This window comes from Bradyrhizobium sp. ORS 111 (assembly GCF_045571485.1).
GTDB lineage: Bacteria > Pseudomonadota > Alphaproteobacteria > Rhizobiales > Xanthobacteraceae > Bradyrhizobium.
On the sequence record NZ_CP120701.1, the window covers coordinates 915834 to 931915 of the forward strand.

Below are 16082 nucleotides of genomic sequence, written 5' to 3' on the forward strand. Positions count from 1 at the left end.
AAGCCCCGTCGCGGCCTGCGCGACATCAGGCCGTGGCGCGCGCGGTTGTGCCGAGCCAGTTCCGGAACGCCGCGAGCTTGGGTGTATCCGCCCGTCCCTGCGGGGAGACCAGGTAGAAGCCCGCGTCCGCCGGCAGCGTGATCTTGAAGGGAACCACGAGGCGGCCTTTCGCGATGTCGTCCTTCACATAAGAGGTTCGGCCCATCGCAACGCCGATCCCGTCGATCGCAGCCTGGACCGTGACGAAGGTGAGGTCGAAGGTGATGCCCGGCTGCCTGGAGATGTCGTTCGGCAGTCCGGCCGCGGTCAGCCACAGCCGCCAGTCGTCGCTGTTGGTGTTACTGGTGTGCAGCAGCACGTGGTCGCGGAGGTCCTCGGGACATTTCAGCGGCTTGTTTCCCTGCAGCAAAGATGGGCTGCACACCGGAAACAGTTCGTCCGCCATCAGCCACTCGGCGCGCAGGCCGGACCATTGGCCGCGGCCATAGCGGATCGCGGCATCGACCTTGTCGCGCTGGAAATCGACCAGACTGGTCGACGTGGTGATGCGGACGTCGATGCCGGGATGCGCCTCCTGGAATGCCGAGAGCCGCGGCAGCAGCCATTTGGCGGCGAGCGAGGCGAGGGTGGAGACGGTCAGGACGCGGCCATCGTCTCTGCGCAACAGGCGGTCAGTCGCATGCCGCAGATCGTTGAACGCGGCGCGGATGCCGGGAAGGTATTCGGCAGCTTCCGGCGTCAGGCCGAGTGAACGGTTCTGCCGGACGAACAGGCGGACGCCGAGCTCTTCTTCGAGCCGACGGATCTGATGGCTGATCGCGGTCTGCGTCACGTTCAACTCAGAGGCCGCCAGCGTGAAGCTCATGTGCCGCGCGGCAGCCTCGAAGGCGCGCAGTCCGTTCAGCGAGGGCAGTCGGCCGGTCATTCCGAATAGCTCCAATCATGACTTTAATTCATACGAAACGGTACAAAGTGTCGTTTGTGAAAAGCCTCGGCTCCATAGATATTACCGCCAACAGGTTACCGATAGGAGCCGGAAATGTCCATTTTCAGTCATCAGTCGATGACAAATCATCATGGCGATGGCGTTTTGAGCCAGGTCGGCGAGACCCTCCATACCTGGTGGGACCGCTACGAGCGCCGGCGCGAGCTGGCGCAGTGGTCGGACCGCGACCTTCACGACATCGGCGTATCGCGGAGCGACGTGGCTTTCGAAACCGAAAAGCCGTTCTGGCGGGCCTGAGCAGGCCGTCAACGCCGGCGCCGCCTCGGTAGAGGGGCGTCGGCGAATTTCTTTGGCCGAGGAGCGTGTCATGGCTGCGCTGCGTCTCGATGATCTCAAGCAATATTCCGACCTGCTGCGTGCGAAGGACGGCCGCGAGATCAAGGTGCGCTTCGTCGAGCCGCGCGATCGCGAGGAGCTGCAGCACTACATCCGCTCGCTCTCCGCGGGGTCACGCTACAACCGCTTTCTGGGCGCGATCAGCGAGCTGCCGAAGCTGGAGCTCGAGCGTTTCATTCACATCGGCGAGGCCGATCGGTTCACTGTGGTCGCGACGATCGTGGTCGACGGCTTCGAGACTATCGTCGGCGAAGCCCGCTACGCCTTCCATGTTGACACGTCGAGCGTCGAGTTCGGCCTGTCGATCGACGACCGGTGGCAGGGCTACGGCATCGGCAAGGCGCTCTTGAAAAATCTTGAATGCCGCGCGGCGTCCTTCGGAGCCGGGCGCATCTTCGGCGACACGCTTCGCTCCAACGCGACCATGATCGGGCTTGCCCGCAAGTCCGGTTACGCCTTCACGAACAGTCCCGGCGACTGGAAGCTGGTGCGCATCGAGAAGGAGATCGACGTCAAGCCGCAAGAAAGTCCCTGTGCTAGCTGGCGGTTCGCCGCCGCTTCCGGCATGGCCGCGACGTCCTCGCTTGCGGTTTGATCCACTGCGCCCGGTTCTGGCCCCTCCAGAACCGGGCGTTTTTTCTTCTGGCTAAGTTCTTCAACCGGCGCGGCCGTCTTACCTACCTTTGAAAAGGGGAGGTCGCTTTGCTCGCCAGAGCAAAGCGGGTGGGGATCAGCTCTCTCCTTGAGCAACGGTGCGTGCGGCTGGACCCCCATGCCGACCTTCCCACTTTCAGAGGGAAGGAGAAGAGACCGCGCGGGCGCGCCTAATTGCCTCGAAACGCCGGCTTGCGCTTGTCGATGAAGGCTTGCACCGCTTCCTTGTGATCGGTCGTCGTGGTGAGCCGGATCAGCCGCTCGGCCTCGTGGTCCCGCGCAGTGGCGAAGTCGAACAGCAGCGCTTCATCCAGATTGTCCTTCATGTAGCGCAGCGCCAGGGTCGGGCCGTCGGCCATCGACTTGGCGAGCGCGAAGGCCGCGTCCTGCAGCGTCTCGTCCGGCACCACGCGGTTGACGAGACCGATCTGCTCGCATCGCGTGGCGTCGACCTTCTCGGCTGTGAACATCAGCTCGCGGGCGCGCGCAGTGCCGACCAGGCGCGTCAGCAGCCAGGCGATGCCGTAATCGCCGCTCAGCGCCACGCGCAGATAGCCGGTCGACACAAAGGCCGATTGCGCGGCGATGCGCAGGTCGCAGGCCATCGCGAGCGCGAGCCCGGCGCCGACCGCAGGGCCGGGCAGCGCGGCAATGGTCGGCTTGCGCACCGAGGCGAGCGCGCCGGTGAGCAGGCGCTGGCGTTCCTGCAGATCGGCGACCTTGTCCTCATAGGACATGTCGAGCTTCTTCTTGTCGCGATGCGCGCCCATGCCCTTGACGTTACCGCCGGCGCAGAACGCCTGGCCGGCGCCAGTGAGCAGCAGCACGCCGACCTCGGGATTCTCGCCGCAGGTCCGGATCATCGTGCGCAGCGCCGGCGTCAGCGTGTCCGACATCGCGTTGCGCACCTCGGGCCGGTTCAGCGTGATGATGGCGACGCGGTCGCGGATCACGCAGAGCAGTTCGTCGGTGCCAGTCTCGATCTTGATTGCACTGGTCATGTTTCCTCCCGAGGTCGATTTTGCCCGTCATTGCGAGGTGAGCGAAGCAATCCATGTCGCCGCGGGTGGACAAATGGATTGCTTCGTCGCTTCGCGCCTCGCACTGACGAATGCGGCGCTGGTTGGCTCCAGCCTACGCCGCTTACATGATCTTCGTCATCTCAAAACTTCTCGACCCAGGGCCGCAATTCGAGCTCCCAGCTCCAGGCGCTGCGCGGCTGCTGCAGCACATTCCAATAGCTCAAGGCAATCGCGTCGGGATCGAGCATCGAATCCGGGCGGTCGGCGGGCTCGGTGCGAACGGCGCTGCGGATGCCGCCATCGATCACGAAATGCGCGACATGGATACCTTGCGGCGATAATTCGCGCGCCATGCTCTGCGCGAGGCCACGCAACGCGAACTTGCCCATCGCGAACGGCGCCGATTGCGCGTAGCCCTTCACGCTGGCGGATGCGCCGGTGAACAGGATGGCGCCGCTCTTGTTCGGCAGCATGCGTTTCGCCGCCTGCTGCGCCACCAGGAAGCCGCCGAACGCGGAAACCGCGATCGCCCGCTCGACCTCTGCTGGCACCAGCTCGACGAACGGTCCGCGCATGCGGCCGGAGGCGTTGTACACGACAAGGTCGGGCGTCCCGATCTCGCGCTCGACGAGGCCGAACAGTCGCTCCACGTCCTCGGCTTTGGTGGCGTCGCAGGCATAGGCGCGGGCGCCGGTCTCGGTGCAGAGCGCACCGAGCTTTTCGATGCTGCGGGCGGCCAGTGCCACACGAATTCCCTCCCGCGAAAATAGCCGCGCGAGCGAGGCGCTGAGCCCCTCGCCGGCGCCGACGATCAGAGCGATCTTGTACTTTGGCGTGTCCATTGGGCTTTCCTTTGCGCTGCCGGAGGAGGATAGTCTGTCTGAAGAGATGAGTAACGAAGCCGGGAATTCAATGCAGCCGCTCAAGCAGGACCTTAAGCCGTCATCCGTCAGCCAGCCGGGCTTGCTAGCCCCCGACACGGCCGGGATGAATTTCTACCGGGCCGATCCGGCGCTGACTGATCTGTTGAAACTGCATTTGCCGGACGCGCTGTTCCGCCACATCGAACCGCATCTCGACCGGCTCGGCGAACTCGCCGGCGGCTATCTCGATGAATGCGCGCGACTCGCCGACAGGCACACGCCGGTGCTGCACCAGCGCGACAAATTCGGCCGCGACGTGCAGCACATCGAATATCACCCCGCCTATCGCGAGATCGAGAAGGTCGCCTTCGGTGAGTTCGGCATTCACGCGCTGTCGATCCGCAAGGGCATCATGGGCTGGCCGGACAAATATCCCGTCGTGGCCAAGCACGCCTTCACCTTCCTGTTCAACCAGACCGAATTCGGCATGGGCTGCCCGATCAACGTCACCGACGGTTGTGCCAAGCTGTTGGCAAATTTCGGCAGCGAGGCGTTGAAGGCGAAATATCTCGACGGCCTGACGCAAACCGACATGAGCAAGCTGACGCAAGGCGGCCAGTTCATGACGGAGAAGGAGGGCGGCTCCGACGTCGGCACGCTGACCACGCGGGCGGTGCAGGAGGGCGACCACTGGCGGCTCTATGGCGAGAAGTGGTTCTGCTCGAACGCCGATGCCAAGGTGGTGATGCTGCTGGCGCGCCCCGAGGGCGCAGGACCGGGCACGCGCGGTGTCGGCCTGTTCCTGATGCCGCGTTTCCTCGACGACGGTTCGCAGAACCACTACCGGATCGTGCGCCTGAAGGACAAGCTCGGCACCCGCTCGATGGCCTCCGGCGAGATCAAGCTCGATGGCGCGATCGCTTACGCCGTCGGCAAGCTCGATCGGGGCTTCGTGCAGATGGCCGAGATGGTGAACTCCTCGCGGCTGTCCAACGGGGTCAAGTCCACCGCACTGATGCGTCGCGCCTGGCACGATGCGATCACGGTGGCGGAAGGACGCGTGGTGTTCGGCCAGCGCATCATCGATCTGCCGCTGGCGCGGCGGCAGTTGATGAAGATCATGCTGCCGACCGAGCAGGCGCTGTCGTTGAGCTTCCTGACCGCGGATGCGCTCGACCGCGCCGAGGCTGGCAGCCAGGATGCCGCGGCGCTGCTTCGCATCCTGACGCCGACCTTGAAATTTCGCGCCACGCGCGATGCAAGGAAGGTCTGCGGCGACGCGATGGAGATGCGCGGCGGCATCGGCTACATCGAGGAATTCGTCACGCCGCGGCTGTTGCGTGACGCGCATCTCGGGTCGATCTGGGAGGGCACCGGCAACATCGTCGCGATCGACGCGCTCAAGCGCGCGGTCGGCCGTCATGGTGCAGATAGTGCGCTGGCTGCCGATTTGCACGCGCGGCTCGATGACAGCCCGAATGTGCCGCAGGCCTGGCGCAACCGGCTGCGCGATCTCAGCGACCGCGCGGTGGCGTTTGCGCGCGAGGTCGCCAGCCGCATCGACAACGAAGGTGATGCGCGACGCGCCACCAGCCTGCTGTACCATGTCGCAAGCGCGGTGGCGCTGGCGTGGGAGGGCGGACGCATCCACGAGATGCGCGGCGATGCGCGCCGGTTGTTGCTGTCGCGGATGGTGATCGATCACCGCGTGATGCCGGGCGATCCGTTCCGGCTAACGGAAAATTCCGTTCAGCGCAGGATGACCGAGCATCTGCTCGGCGATCGCGCCGTCGGCATGGCCGAGGTTGGCGAACTGCTCGCCGCAGCGTAGGCTCGTTCGTAGCCGCTTGCGCAGTCTCACCTCTCCCATCGGGAGAGGTCGGATCGCGCCGGCGATCCGGGTGAGGGGCATCGCTCTATCGATCGATATCAACCCCTCACCCGGACCGCATCTTCGATGCGCTCCGACCTCTGCCCTTGGGAGAGGTGGAGAGCGTACGCAACGATAAACATGAGAGGAAATTCCGATGAAGGCCGCCGTCCTGCATGAAGTCAACAAGCCGCTGGTGATCGAGGACGTCAGCGTGCCCAATCCGGGGCCGCGCGAGGTGCTGATCCGCACCGCGGTCGCAGGCCTCTGTCACTCCGACCTGCATTTCATGGAGGGGCTTTACCCGCATCCATTGCCGGCCGTGCTTGGCCATGAATCGGCTGGTGTGGTCGAGAAGGTCGGTTCCGACGTCAACTACGTGAAGCCCGGCGATCACGTCGTCACCTGCCTGTCGGTGTTCTGCGGCACCTGCGACAACTGCACCACCGGCCGCACCGTGCTGTGCACCGATACCACGGTGAAGATGCTGCCCGGCGCATCCAACCGCCTGCACTGGAACAGGAAGGAGAAGCTCAACCAGTTCCTCAATCTCTCGTCCTTCGCCGAGCAGATGCTGGTGCACGAGAACGCCATCGTGAAGATCAAGAAGGAGATGCCGCTCGATCTCGCAGCCCTGATCGGCTGCGGCGTGATCACCGGCTATGGCGCCGTGGTGAACACCGCGAAAGTGACCGCCGGCGAGACCGTGGCGGTGATCGGCTGCGGCGGCGTCGGCATGGCCGCGATCAACGGCGCACAGATCGCGGGTGCCGGCCGCATCATCGCGATCGACACCAATCCGGCGAAGCTGCAACTCGCCACCAAGCTTGGCGCCACCGATATCGTCGATCCCGCGAACGGCGACGTCGTGCAGCAGGTGCGCGAGTTGACCGGCGGCGGCGTGCAGCACTCGTTCGAAGTGCTCGGCCGCAAGGACACCGCCGAGCAGGCGTTCGGTATGTTGGCGCCCGGCGGCGCCGCGACCATCGTCGGCATGATCCCGTTCGGCCAGAAGATCGAGCTGCATGGCTTCGACTTTCTGCGCGAGCGCCGGATTCAGGGCTCGTCGATGGGCTCCAACCACTTCCGCGTCGACATGCCGCGCCTCGTCGATTTCTACATGCGCGGCAAGCTGCATCTGGAAGACTGGATCTCCGCCAAGCTGAAGCTCTCGGAAATCAACGAAGGCTTCGCCAACATGAAAGCCGGAAAGACGCTGCGCAGCGTGATCATGTTCGATAGTTAGGGAATTTGTCGTCGCCCGGCTCGACCGGGCGACCCAGTACGCCGTGGCGGAAGTTGTGTGAATCAACTGCGGCCGCGGAGTACTGGATGCCCCGCATGAAGCGGGGCATGACGGCGGAGAGTGTCGCTGCGAGCGTGACCCTTACCGCGCCACGTGCGCCGATACCGCGAGCCACTTGCCGTTTCGCCTCGCCCAGCAGTCGGTGTAACGGCCATGCGCCGGCTGGCCGTCCGCGCCGATGTAACTCGTTTGCGCGTGGATGATGGCGAAATCGCCGAGGATGCGGATCTTGACGTCCTCGGCCTTCAGGCCCTTGATCTTCGCCGGGATCGCGGTCTGCTTCAGGAACGCGGCACGATCGACAAGGCTCTTGTCGGGATTGGTGCAGTAGAAATCCTCTGCCAGGATTTCATCGAAGCGCTTGACGTCGCAATTCTGAACGGAATCGACATAATCCTTGTTGAGCTTTGTCAGCTCCTCGAGGTCTGTGCCCATTGTTATCCTCCCGTTTTCTCTCGGCCGAGCGAAGCGAAGCAATCCATCGTTCCGCATGCGTGGAAGGATGGACTGCTTCGTCGCTTCGCTCCTCGCAATGAGGTTCGTTCCTCGGAACCTAATCATCAAACATCTTCGGCGGCGCGAAGCCACCGAATTCGCGCTCGATCAGTTCGGCGAGCTTGAGCGGCGTGCGGTCTTCCAGCCACGGGCCGACGATCTGCACGCCGATCGGCAAGCCGTCGGGCGCGAAACCGGTCGGGATTGCAGTCGAGGGCAGACCGGGCAGGGTCGCGATCCCAGGCCAGGCGAGTTGGTCGGTGTAGACGCGCGGTTCGCCGTCGATCATGATCCGCCGCTGTTCCTGGTCGGGCGCATGATCGTGCGGATAGGCCGGCGTCGGCATGATCGGGCAGATCACCGCGTCGAACGACTTGAACAGCTCGCGCCATTGCGCGCGCAGCCGCGAGCGGCCGGTCGTCGCCTGCACCCAGTCGCGATGGCTGAGCGCGATGCCGCGCAGCCGCTCGGCCTGCAGACTGGTATCGCTCGCCGCCAGTGCGGCCGCCGCCGCGCAAGCGCCGGCATAAACGTCCGGCGGAAAGGTCGCGGCGAGGAACGACAGCAGCATCCGCATGTAGAGCCGCGAGGACGCCGCGAAATCGGGCAGCAGCGGGCTCGATCGCGAGACCTTGGCGCCGGCCTTGTCGAGGTTGCTGGCGAGCTTGTCGATCATGCCGCGGATCGTCCGATCGGTCGGCAACACCGGATCGGTGTCGATCACGAGAATACGAAAATCCTTCAGCGACGTATGCCGTGCCGCCGGCAATTCGAGGCGATAGGCCTTGCCGGCATCGAGCGGATCGGGGCCGGCCATCACGTCGAGCAGCAGCGACAGGTCGGCCGCGCCGCGCGCCATCGGGCCGATCACTGCAAGGTCGCGCTCATAGATGATGGGGGGCGCCGGCGGCGCAGTGTGGCCGCGCGACGGCAGCAGATTGAAGGTCGGCTTGTGCGCATAGATGCCGCAGTGAAACGCCGGCACCCGAAGCGAGCCGCCGATGTCGGAGCCGAGCGACAGCGCGCCATAGCCCGCGGCCAGCGCCGCTGACGATCCGCCGGAGGAGCCGCCCGGCGTGCGGCCGAGATCGTAGGGGTTGTTGGTGGTGCCGTAGACGTCGTTGTAGCTCTGCCAGTCGGCGAGGTTGAGCGGCACGTTGGTCTTGCCGAGGATCACGCCACCGGCATCTTTCACCCGCGTGATCGAGAGCGCGTCTTCGGCCGGCGTGAAATCCTTCTGGGCGGGGTTGCCCCAGGTTGTCGGCAATCCCGCGACGTTGAAGGATTCCTTCACCGTCATCGGAATGCCGAGCAGCGGCCGGTGCTCGCCACGCGCGATCGCGGCGTCGGCGGCGCGGGCTGCGGCAAGGCCACGCTCGAAATCGCGCACGCAAATCGCGTTGATCTTGCCGTCGTGGCGTTCGATGCGGCCGATCGCATCCTCGGCCAGTTCGACGGCTGACACTTGCTTTGCCTGCAGCGCCGCCGACAATTCGACGGCGGTCTTGAAACTCCATTGCGATTTGGCCACGGTGCGCTCCATTGTTCGGGCGTGATCATGCTCAGAATGGAGCAGCCGGGCAAGGCCGGCTTGATCGCAATTGCGCGGCCGGTCCGGGGGCGTGCACTCTTAAAGATACAGATGCAAGGTACAGATTCGCCTTGCAGGCTGTCCGTCTGTGGCGCTTAGGCGCCCCTTTCCCAGCTCCAACGTCAACTTTGCGCCAGCGGCCGCCGCGTCTCGCAAGATCGCGTTGCGATCCAACAATGCACGCTCAGCAACGTGCTAGGGTGCCGCAGTTGGGCCCTCGCTCAGCGCTTCCGGACCGCTTCACCTCAGATGCAAAGGCCGAGCAACCTGATGTGGCAGCCGTTGGATTTCGGTCGGCCTGAGGGAGCGGCCTCGCGTTTCACAGCGACAAGAGGCTCCTTGTCTTTCTTGCCCTTGCTCTTGCCCTTACCCAGCTTCGGCTCGTAATCGCCTGCGATCACCATGGCCCAATAGGTGCGCTTGCCGCTGGCATCCTTGGCGCTCGCGACCCCGACGCGGGAGGCGTTGTGCAACAGGAGGTTCTTGCGGTGCCCGGACGAGTCGATCCACTGGCCGAGCGTTTTCTCAAAACTCTCGTAGCCGTAGGCAATGTTCTCGGCAGCGCGCCCCGCTCGCGCAGGTGCGATCCGTCTGGCGAACGGACCGAGCACGTCATGACTGAGATCATCCTTCGCCGCCATGGCGTGCGCCTGCTCGAGCGCAATGCGATCGAGAGTTGCATCACGTACGACGCGGACCTCGCCGTGCTTAAGGCGGAAGCTGGAGATCAGTTCGGCCGGGGACTCGGTTGCCATTGCAGGCGCGGCTAGCAGCAGCAGAATGCCTGCGGTCACTCTCCCAACTGCACGACGTGTCATGGTCCCCCAGCCGTCCCTTGCTCACCAGCCAACGCGATACCCTGCCGCTTCTCCATCCGCAATATGGACGCTTCAAGGCGCGGCCCCCTTCTCGCGGCTGGCAAGGGCCTGGCAGACCCTGATCCGCCGTGCCCCCGATTGATTTGTGAGGAAACGCTCTAATTCGGGAGCATGCGCTGCATGATGCGATCGCGGTAGATCAGGAGATGCGCCAGCGCCGCAGCGATGTGGAGGCCGATCAGAACCAGCAGGGACCATTCTGCCACCTGGTGCAGGCCGTCGATCGCCTTGCCGGCCGCGGCATTGTCCGAGGCGAGCATCGGCAGCGGCACGATGTAGAACAACGACACTGACCAGCCCCGGAACGACGCGAACAGCCAGCCGGTGACGGTCGTTGCCAGCACCAGCAGATAAAGCATCCAATGTGCGACCTGCGCACCGATCCGCTGCCACGGCGGTAGTGACGGCTCGGCCGGGACCGGGTGGGTCAGCCGCCAGATCAGTCGCAGTACGATGAGAATAAGGATCAGGATGCCGAACGAGATGTGGAACGTCATCGCGGCACCTGGAGACTGGCCGCGATGAATATCCGGCATCAGCCAGCCGATCGGATACTGCACGGCCAACAGGCCCACGATCACCCAGTGGAAGAGTTTTGCGATGCTGTCGTAAGGCGAGCGGGTCATGGGTATCCCCGGAAGCGTGAACGGATCGACGCCGATCCTACGCCGCCCCGATCAATATGCCGACGGCAAGCACGATCGCGCCGCCCAGCACGATCTGGAACACGGCCTGCAGGAACGGCGTGTCCATGTAGCGTGCGCGGATGAGGGCGATCGCCCACAGTTCGAAGAACACGACGATGCCGGCGATCACAGTCGCGATCCAGAATGCGTTCGGCCAGGAATCGGGGACCAGATACGGAATCGTGTGGCCCAAGCCGCCGAGCGTCGTCATCAATCCGCAAGTCAGCCCGCGCAGCCAGGGCGATCCGCGCCCGGTGAGCGAGCCGTCGTCGGACAGCGCCTCCGCAAAGCCCATGCTGATGCCGGCGCCGATCGAGGCGGCAAGCCCGACCAGGAAGGTCTGGAAGTTGTGATGGGTGGCGAAGGCGGCGGCGAACAGCGGCGCCAATGTCGAGACCGAGCCGTCCATCAATCCGGCGAGACCCGGCTGCACATATTGCAGCACGAACATCCGCCGCCGTGTGCGATCTTCCTCCGCGCGCACCTCGGGCTTGAGGATGTCGCCGGTGAGCTTGACCGCGAGCTTCTCGTGGCTCCTCTCCTCCTCGGCGAGATCGCCGAGCAGGCGGCGCACCCCGACATCCTCGGCCTTTTCGGCGGCCTTGGCGTAGAAGCGCTCGGCCTCCAGCTCCATGGTCTCCACCTCCTTGCGGATGGTGTCGAGCGGCAGGTTCTTGGTGAGCCAGATCGGGCGGCGGCGCAGGAATCCCTTGACGTCCTCGCGCCGGATCGGCGGCAGATGCGGGCCGAAGCGTTGCTCGTAGATTTCCAGCAATCGGTGACGATGGCCGCGCTCCTCCTCGGCCATCTCCTCGAAAATCTTCGCGGTATCGGGATATCGCTTGGCGAGGTCCTCGGCGAACGTCATGTAGATGCGGCTGTCCTCCTCCTCGGAGGCAATCGCGACCGCCAGCACCTCGCGCTCGGTCAAATCGGCGAAATTCTTCACGGCAACCCTCTGTCCCGGCAGTTTAGAATTAGAATAGTTCTAATCTATAAGAGGCTGTCACCGCGGGGTCAAATGAGGGCGGTCGCCGCGGCTGAGCAGGTCCGCGACGGATGCGAGCCAGGAATACATGTCCGAACAATGAGATAAGCCGGCAGGCGTCGTTATCCCGCGGTGCCGGCTTCTCGCAGGAATGTGAGCAGCAGGCGGCTCACCTCCGCGGGTTGCTCCTGCTGCACCCAATGACCGGCGCCGTCGACCAGATGGCAGCCGATCATGTTCGTGCAGGCTTTGGCCTGCATCGCCTCGAAGACGCCGGGCCGCTGATAGGTGCCCCAATCCTGCTTGCCTGAGATGAAGGCGGAGGGTTGGTCGATGGTGCGTCCGCTCCAGGTCTGCAATTCCGGCACGAACGCGGCCGACGTGCCGCAGCGATACCATTGCAGCCCGCCCTGGAAGCCGGTGCGCTGATATTCGGCGCTGTAGTAGGCGAGCTCATGGTCCGGCAGCCAGGTGTTGGCGGCGATCGCCTCACGCGAGGGCATCTCCTCGGCGACGGTCGCCGCCATGTCCTTGGCGAGATCCATCACGTAGTAGGTCGGCAGCTTGGCGAGCTCACCCGCCGACCAAGATTGCAGCGGAGTGGGTTGGTTGCTGATCCAATCCGCGCTCTTGTGGTGGTAATAAGCGCGCAGAAAATCATGCACGCCCTGCGGTGCGCGATGCATGTCGGCATTGGCCGCACGCGTAGAGTAGTACCATTGGTAATGCTTGCGCGGCCGCGGCAGCGCCGCCAGCTCGCGATGCACCGGGTCCTCGCCTGACGGTTGCGATGGCGCGTTCGCGATGTTGAACGGCAGTGACGGCGGCCCGGCGAACGGCGCGCTCATCATCACGACCGCGCGGAACACATCGGGCCGGATCAGCGCGCACCATGCCGCGACCGACGAGCCGAAATCGTGCCCGATCACCGCATCGACGTGCGTGTGGCCGAAGGCCGCGACCAGCCCCAGCGCGTCGCGCACCAGATTGGGCAGGCGGAACGGGGCGAGATCACCGTCATAATCGGGATTCCATCCTGTCGTGCGGCTATAGCCGCGCTGATCCGGCGCAATCACGTGATAGCCGGCCGCGGCGAGCGTCGGCATCACCTTGCGCCAGGAGAAGGCGAGTTCGGGAAAACCGTGCAGCAGCAACAGGCACGGCCGGCCCGGCGTCTCGAAGCCGGCCTCGAGCACGTGCATGCGAAGGCCGTTGATCCCGTCGACATAACGCGAGCGGATGGTGGAGGGCAGCGGGACGTCGGGAAGATCGGTTGTCGTGTTCATTGCGCGCACACTCACCGCGTCGTCCCGGCGAAGGCCGGGATCCAACCACTGATGTCTATGTCATGCAAACCAGGGGCCGCAATCCCATTCATCTCGGGCAGCGGTGGTCATGGGGCCCGGCTTTCGCCGGGACGACAATGGTTGGAGTTACGCCTTCGGCTTCGGCCAGTAGCGATCGCGCAGATGCCGCTTCACCAATTTTCCGGTCGGCGTTCTCGGCAACTCGGCCTCGAAGTCGATGCTCTTCGGGCACTTGATCGGCGACAGATGCGTGCGGCAGAACGCGATCAGCTCGGCCTCCAGCGCCTTGCCGGCTTGCGTCATGTCGTGCGGCTGCACCACGGCCTTGACCTCTTCGCCCATCTCCTCGTTGGGCACGCCGAACACCGCGACATCGGAGACGGCGGGGTGCGTGATCAGCACGTCCTCGGTCTCCTGCGGATAGATGTTCACGCCGCCGGAGATGATCATGTAGCTCTTGCGGTCGGTGAGATAGAGGAAGCCCTCCTCATCCAGGTAGCCGACGTCGCCGAGCGTCGACCAGCCCTTGGTGTTATAGGCCTTCTTCGTCTTCTCGGGATCATTGTGATAGGAGAACGCCGGCGCGTCCGCGAAATAGACCTGACCGATCTGGCCGGTCGGCGCCTCCTCGTCGTTCTCGTCCAAAATCTTGACCTTGCCGACCACGGCGCGGCCGACCGTGCCGCGATGCGTCAGCCATTGCTGCGAGGTCGAGACCGTGACGCCGTTGCCTTCAGAACCGGCGTAGTACTCGATCAGGATCGGTCCCCACCATTCGATCATCTTTGCCTTGACGTCGACCGGGCAGGGCGCAGCCGCATGGATCGCGCCTTTCAGCGACGAGACGTTGTAGCGCGCGCGCATCTCGTCAGGCAGCTTCAGCATGCGCACGAACATCGTCGGCACGAGCTGCGACTGGGTGACCTTGTACTTCTCGACCAGCTTCAGGAATTCCTCGGCGTCGAAATGCTCCATGATCACGGAGGTGCCGCCGAGCACGATCGCCATCATGTTGAAGCGCAAGGGAGCCGCATGGTAGAGCGGCGCCGGCGACAGGTAGATGCTGTCCGCATTCATGCCGCACATATCGGCGGTGAGGATGCGCAGGAACGGGTTCGGTACGTCGATCCGATTGCCCTCGAACTCCTTCTTGATGCCCTTCGGCCGCCCGGTGGTGCCGGACGAATAGAGCATGTCGTAGCCCGCGACCTCGTCCGCGATCGGTGTGGTCGGCTGCGCCGCGGCCTCCTTGTCATAGGACCGAAAACCCGGCGCCGGCTCGTCCATCATGTAGAACAGCGGTTCGCCCGGCTCGCCCTTGATCAGGCCCTTGACCTTGTCGGCGCATTGCGGCGTGGTGATGAAGACCTTGGCGCCGCAATCCCTGATGATGTAGGCGATCTCCTCCTCGGTGAGGTAGCGGCTGATCGCGGTGTAATAGAGTCCGCTCCGCTGCGCCGCCCAGCATAGCTCCATGAAGGCGAGGCGGTTTTCCATCAACAGCGCGATGTGGTCGCCGGCTTTCAGGCCGAGCGAGCGGAACAGATGCGCGCCCTGGTTCGAGAGCTCGTCGAGCTCGCGATAGGTGATCGCCTTCCCCGTCGCCGCCATCTGGTAGGCGACCTTGTCGGGCGTGGTGCGTGCGTGGACGGACGGATGGGTCACGGATGTTTCCTCAAGCAAGATGGTCGTCCCGGCGAAGGCCGGGACCCATAACCACTGATCTTTGTTGTTGGACTGGGCTGTGGCCCCAGCCGGGCCTAACCACAAACGGCTGTGGTTATGGGTCCCGGCCTGCGCCGGGACGACACTATTGTCGTGGCCGTCGACGCGGTCTTCTTACAGCCGTTCGACGATCGTGACGTTCGCCATGCCGCCGCCCTCGCACATGGTCTGTAGGCCGTAGCGCTTGTTGCGCTGCTTGAGGGCATGCAGCAGCGTCGTCATCAGCTTGGTGCCGCTGCCGCCGAGCGGGTGGCCGAGCGCGATCGCGCCGCCATTGACGTTGAGCCGGGCCGGATCGGCGCCGGTGGTCTTCAGCCAGGCGGTCGGCACCGAGGCGAACGCCTCGTTGACCTCGAACAGGTCGATGTCGTCGATCTTCATGCCGGCCTTCTTCAGCGCGCGTTCGGTCGCCGGCAGCGGCGCTTCCAGCATGATCACGGGATCGCCGCCGATCATGGTCATGTGGTGGATGCGCGCCATCGGCTTGACGCCGAGCGCCTTCAGGCCCTTCTCGTTGACGACCATCACACCGGAGGCGCCGTCGCAAATCTGGCTGGCGCTGGCGGCCGTCAACTTGCCGTTTTCGGCGATCAGCTTGACGCCCTTGATGCCCTCGAGGCTGGCGTCGAAGCGGATGCCTTCGTCAATATAGTGAGTGTCGGTCGAGCCGTCGGCGCGGGTGATCTTGACCGGTACGATCTCGTTCTTGAAGTGGCCCGCCTGGGTCGCCGCGATCGCGCGCTGATGGCTGCCAAAGGAGTATTCGTCGAGCTCATCCTTCGACAGGCCGTACTTCTCCGCCATCATTTCCGCGCCGGTAAACTGGCTGAACACGATGTTCGGATACTTCGCCTCGATCCCAGGGCTCTTGTAGTGGCCGAAGCCGTTCTTGGCCGGCAGCGAGGAGGCGAGCCCCATCGGCACGCGGGTCATCGATTCCACGCCCGCGGCGATCACACAGTCCATGGTGCCAGACATCACCGCCTGCGCCGCGAAGTGCAGCGCCTGCTGCGAGGAGCCGCACTGGCGATCGATCGAGGTCGCGGGCACGCTCTCCGGCAGCTTCGAGGCCATCACCGCATTGCGCGCGATGTTGTTGGACTGCTCGCCGGCCTGCATCACGCAGCCCATGATCACGTCCTCGATCTGCGCCGGGTCGGCGCCGCTGCGCTCGACCAGCGCGTCGAGCACGGTCGCGGCCAGGTCGGCCGGATGCCAGCCGGCAAGGCGCCCTCCCTTGCGGCCGCCGGCGGTGCGGGCGGCGGCGACGATATATGCCTCGGCCATGTCTGATCTCCCTGGTGTTCTGAATTGGATGTGCCTTCAAGGTTGGGCCGGATTTAAGGGGCGGCCCG

15 protein-coding genes are annotated in these 16082 nt (G+C 64.5%); 4 read left to right on the forward strand and 11 right to left on the reverse strand.

What is annotated here, in order from left to right; genetic code table 11:
- Positions 1 to 25: 25 nt before the first annotated feature.
- A complete protein-coding gene (locus tag P6U30_RS04155) occupies positions 26 to 925 on the reverse strand; it encodes a transcriptional regulator GcvA (RefSeq protein WP_407168272.1) in 900 nt (299 codons plus the stop codon).
- 114 nt (positions 926 to 1039) lie between these two features.
- Here P6U30_RS04155 and P6U30_RS04160 point away from each other — a divergent pair, with 114 nt between their 5' ends.
- Positions 1040 to 1243 carry a DUF1127 domain-containing protein gene (locus tag P6U30_RS04160; RefSeq protein WP_407168273.1) on the forward strand — a complete coding sequence of 68 codons (204 nt, stop codon included), beginning with the start codon at positions 1040 to 1042 and terminating at the stop codon, positions 1241 to 1243.
- A 70-nt stretch (positions 1244 to 1313) separates the two neighbouring features.
- The gene (locus P6U30_RS04165; RefSeq protein WP_407168274.1) at positions 1314 to 1937 is read left to right on the forward strand and encodes a GNAT family N-acetyltransferase; all 624 of its coding nucleotides are present in this window, start codon (positions 1314 to 1316) and stop codon (positions 1935 to 1937) included.
- A 229-nt stretch (positions 1938 to 2166) separates the two neighbouring features.
- On the opposite strand, the gene P6U30_RS04170 is transcribed toward P6U30_RS04165, so the two are convergent.
- Both P6U30_RS04170 and P6U30_RS04175 read right to left on the reverse strand, forming a co-directional pair.
- Complete coding sequence (locus P6U30_RS04170) at positions 2167 to 2997, reverse strand: enoyl-CoA hydratase (RefSeq protein WP_407168275.1); 831 nt, start codon at positions 2995 to 2997, stop codon at positions 2167 to 2169.
- Positions 2998 to 3158: 161 nt separating this feature from the next.
- The gene (locus P6U30_RS04175; RefSeq protein ID WP_407168276.1) at positions 3159 to 3860 is read right to left on the reverse strand and encodes an SDR family NAD(P)-dependent oxidoreductase; all 702 of its coding nucleotides are present in this window, start codon (positions 3858 to 3860) and stop codon (positions 3159 to 3161) included.
- A gap of 70 nt (positions 3861 to 3930) precedes the next feature.
- Here P6U30_RS04175 and P6U30_RS04180 point away from each other — a divergent pair, with 70 nt between their 5' ends.
- Together P6U30_RS04180 and P6U30_RS04185 are read left to right on the forward strand one after the other, a co-directional pair.
- Positions 3931 to 5712 (forward strand): acyl-CoA dehydrogenase family protein, encoded by a 1782-nt coding sequence (locus P6U30_RS04180; protein ID WP_407168277.1) that lies wholly within the window; start codon positions 3931 to 3933, stop codon positions 5710 to 5712.
- A 196-nt stretch (positions 5713 to 5908) separates the two neighbouring features.
- Positions 5909 to 6997 carry a Zn-dependent alcohol dehydrogenase gene (locus P6U30_RS04185; protein ID WP_407168278.1) on the forward strand — a complete coding sequence of 363 codons (1089 nt, stop codon included), beginning with the start codon at positions 5909 to 5911 and terminating at the stop codon, positions 6995 to 6997.
- A gap of 141 nt (positions 6998 to 7138) precedes the next feature.
- Here the strand turns inward: P6U30_RS04185 and P6U30_RS04190 are convergent, their stop codons facing one another.
- From P6U30_RS04190 to P6U30_RS04225, 8 genes are all read right to left on the reverse strand, one after another.
- Complete coding sequence (locus P6U30_RS04190; RefSeq protein ID WP_407168279.1) at positions 7139 to 7492, reverse strand: nuclear transport factor 2 family protein; 354 nt, start codon at positions 7490 to 7492, stop codon at positions 7139 to 7141.
- A gap of 118 nt (positions 7493 to 7610) precedes the next feature.
- The gene (locus tag P6U30_RS04195) at positions 7611 to 9083 is read right to left on the reverse strand and encodes an amidase (RefSeq protein WP_407168280.1); all 1473 of its coding nucleotides are present in this window, start codon (positions 9081 to 9083) and stop codon (positions 7611 to 7613) included.
- A gap of 305 nt (positions 9084 to 9388) precedes the next feature.
- Complete coding sequence (locus P6U30_RS04200; protein ID WP_407168281.1) at positions 9389 to 9961, reverse strand: CAP domain-containing protein; 573 nt, start codon at positions 9959 to 9961, stop codon at positions 9389 to 9391.
- Positions 9962 to 10119: 158 nt separating this feature from the next.
- Positions 10120 to 10647: a cytochrome b gene (locus P6U30_RS04205; RefSeq protein ID WP_407168282.1), complete on the reverse strand. Its 528-nt coding sequence runs from the start codon at positions 10645 to 10647 to the stop codon at positions 10120 to 10122.
- 37 nt (positions 10648 to 10684) lie between these two features.
- On the reverse strand, positions 10685 to 11656 hold the full coding sequence (mbfA, locus tag P6U30_RS04210) for an iron exporter MbfA (protein ID WP_407168283.1): 972 nt from the start codon (positions 11654 to 11656) through the stop codon (positions 10685 to 10687).
- Positions 11657 to 11817: 161 nt separating this feature from the next.
- A complete protein-coding gene (locus P6U30_RS04215; RefSeq protein ID WP_407168284.1) occupies positions 11818 to 12981 on the reverse strand; it encodes an alpha/beta fold hydrolase in 1164 nt (387 codons plus the stop codon).
- 147 nt (positions 12982 to 13128) lie between these two features.
- A complete protein-coding gene (locus P6U30_RS04220; RefSeq protein ID WP_407168285.1) occupies positions 13129 to 14667 on the reverse strand; it encodes an acyl-CoA synthetase in 1539 nt (512 codons plus the stop codon).
- Positions 14668 to 14841: 174 nt separating this feature from the next.
- Positions 14842 to 16014: an acetyl-CoA C-acetyltransferase gene (locus P6U30_RS04225; protein ID WP_407168286.1), complete on the reverse strand. Its 1173-nt coding sequence runs from the start codon at positions 16012 to 16014 to the stop codon at positions 14842 to 14844.
- Between the last annotated feature and the right edge of the window lie 68 nt (positions 16015 to 16082).

Coding starts and splice junctions, on each gene's coding strand:
- P6U30_RS04155 (WP_407168272.1), bottom strand. CDS start 925: ATGACCGGCCGACTGCCCTCGCTGAACGGACTGCGCGCCTTCGAGGCT.
- P6U30_RS04160 (WP_407168273.1), top strand. CDS start 1,040: ATGTCCATTTTCAGTCATCAGTCGATGACAAATCATCATGGCGATGGC.
- P6U30_RS04165 (WP_407168274.1), top strand. CDS start 1,314: ATGGCTGCGCTGCGTCTCGATGATCTCAAGCAATATTCCGACCTGCTG.
- P6U30_RS04170 (WP_407168275.1), bottom strand. CDS start 2,997: ATGACCAGTGCAATCAAGATCGAGACTGGCACCGACGAACTGCTCTGC.
- P6U30_RS04175 (WP_407168276.1), bottom strand. CDS start 3,860: ATGGACACGCCAAAGTACAAGATCGCTCTGATCGTCGGCGCCGGCGAG.
- P6U30_RS04180 (WP_407168277.1), top strand. CDS start 3,931: ATGCAGCCGCTCAAGCAGGACCTTAAGCCGTCATCCGTCAGCCAGCCG.
- P6U30_RS04185 (WP_407168278.1), top strand. CDS start 5,909: ATGAAGGCCGCCGTCCTGCATGAAGTCAACAAGCCGCTGGTGATCGAG.
- P6U30_RS04190 (WP_407168279.1), bottom strand. CDS start 7,492: ATGGGCACAGACCTCGAGGAGCTGACAAAGCTCAACAAGGATTATGTC.
- P6U30_RS04200 (WP_407168281.1), bottom strand. CDS start 9,961: ATGACACGTCGTGCAGTTGGGAGAGTGACCGCAGGCATTCTGCTGCTG.
- P6U30_RS04205 (WP_407168282.1), bottom strand. CDS start 10,647: ATGACCCGCTCGCCTTACGACAGCATCGCAAAACTCTTCCACTGGGTG.
- P6U30_RS04215 (WP_407168284.1), bottom strand. CDS start 12,981: ATGAACACGACAACCGATCTTCCCGACGTCCCGCTGCCCTCCACCATC.
- P6U30_RS04225 (WP_407168286.1), bottom strand. CDS start 16,014: ATGGCCGAGGCATATATCGTCGCCGCCGCCCGCACCGCCGGCGGCCGC.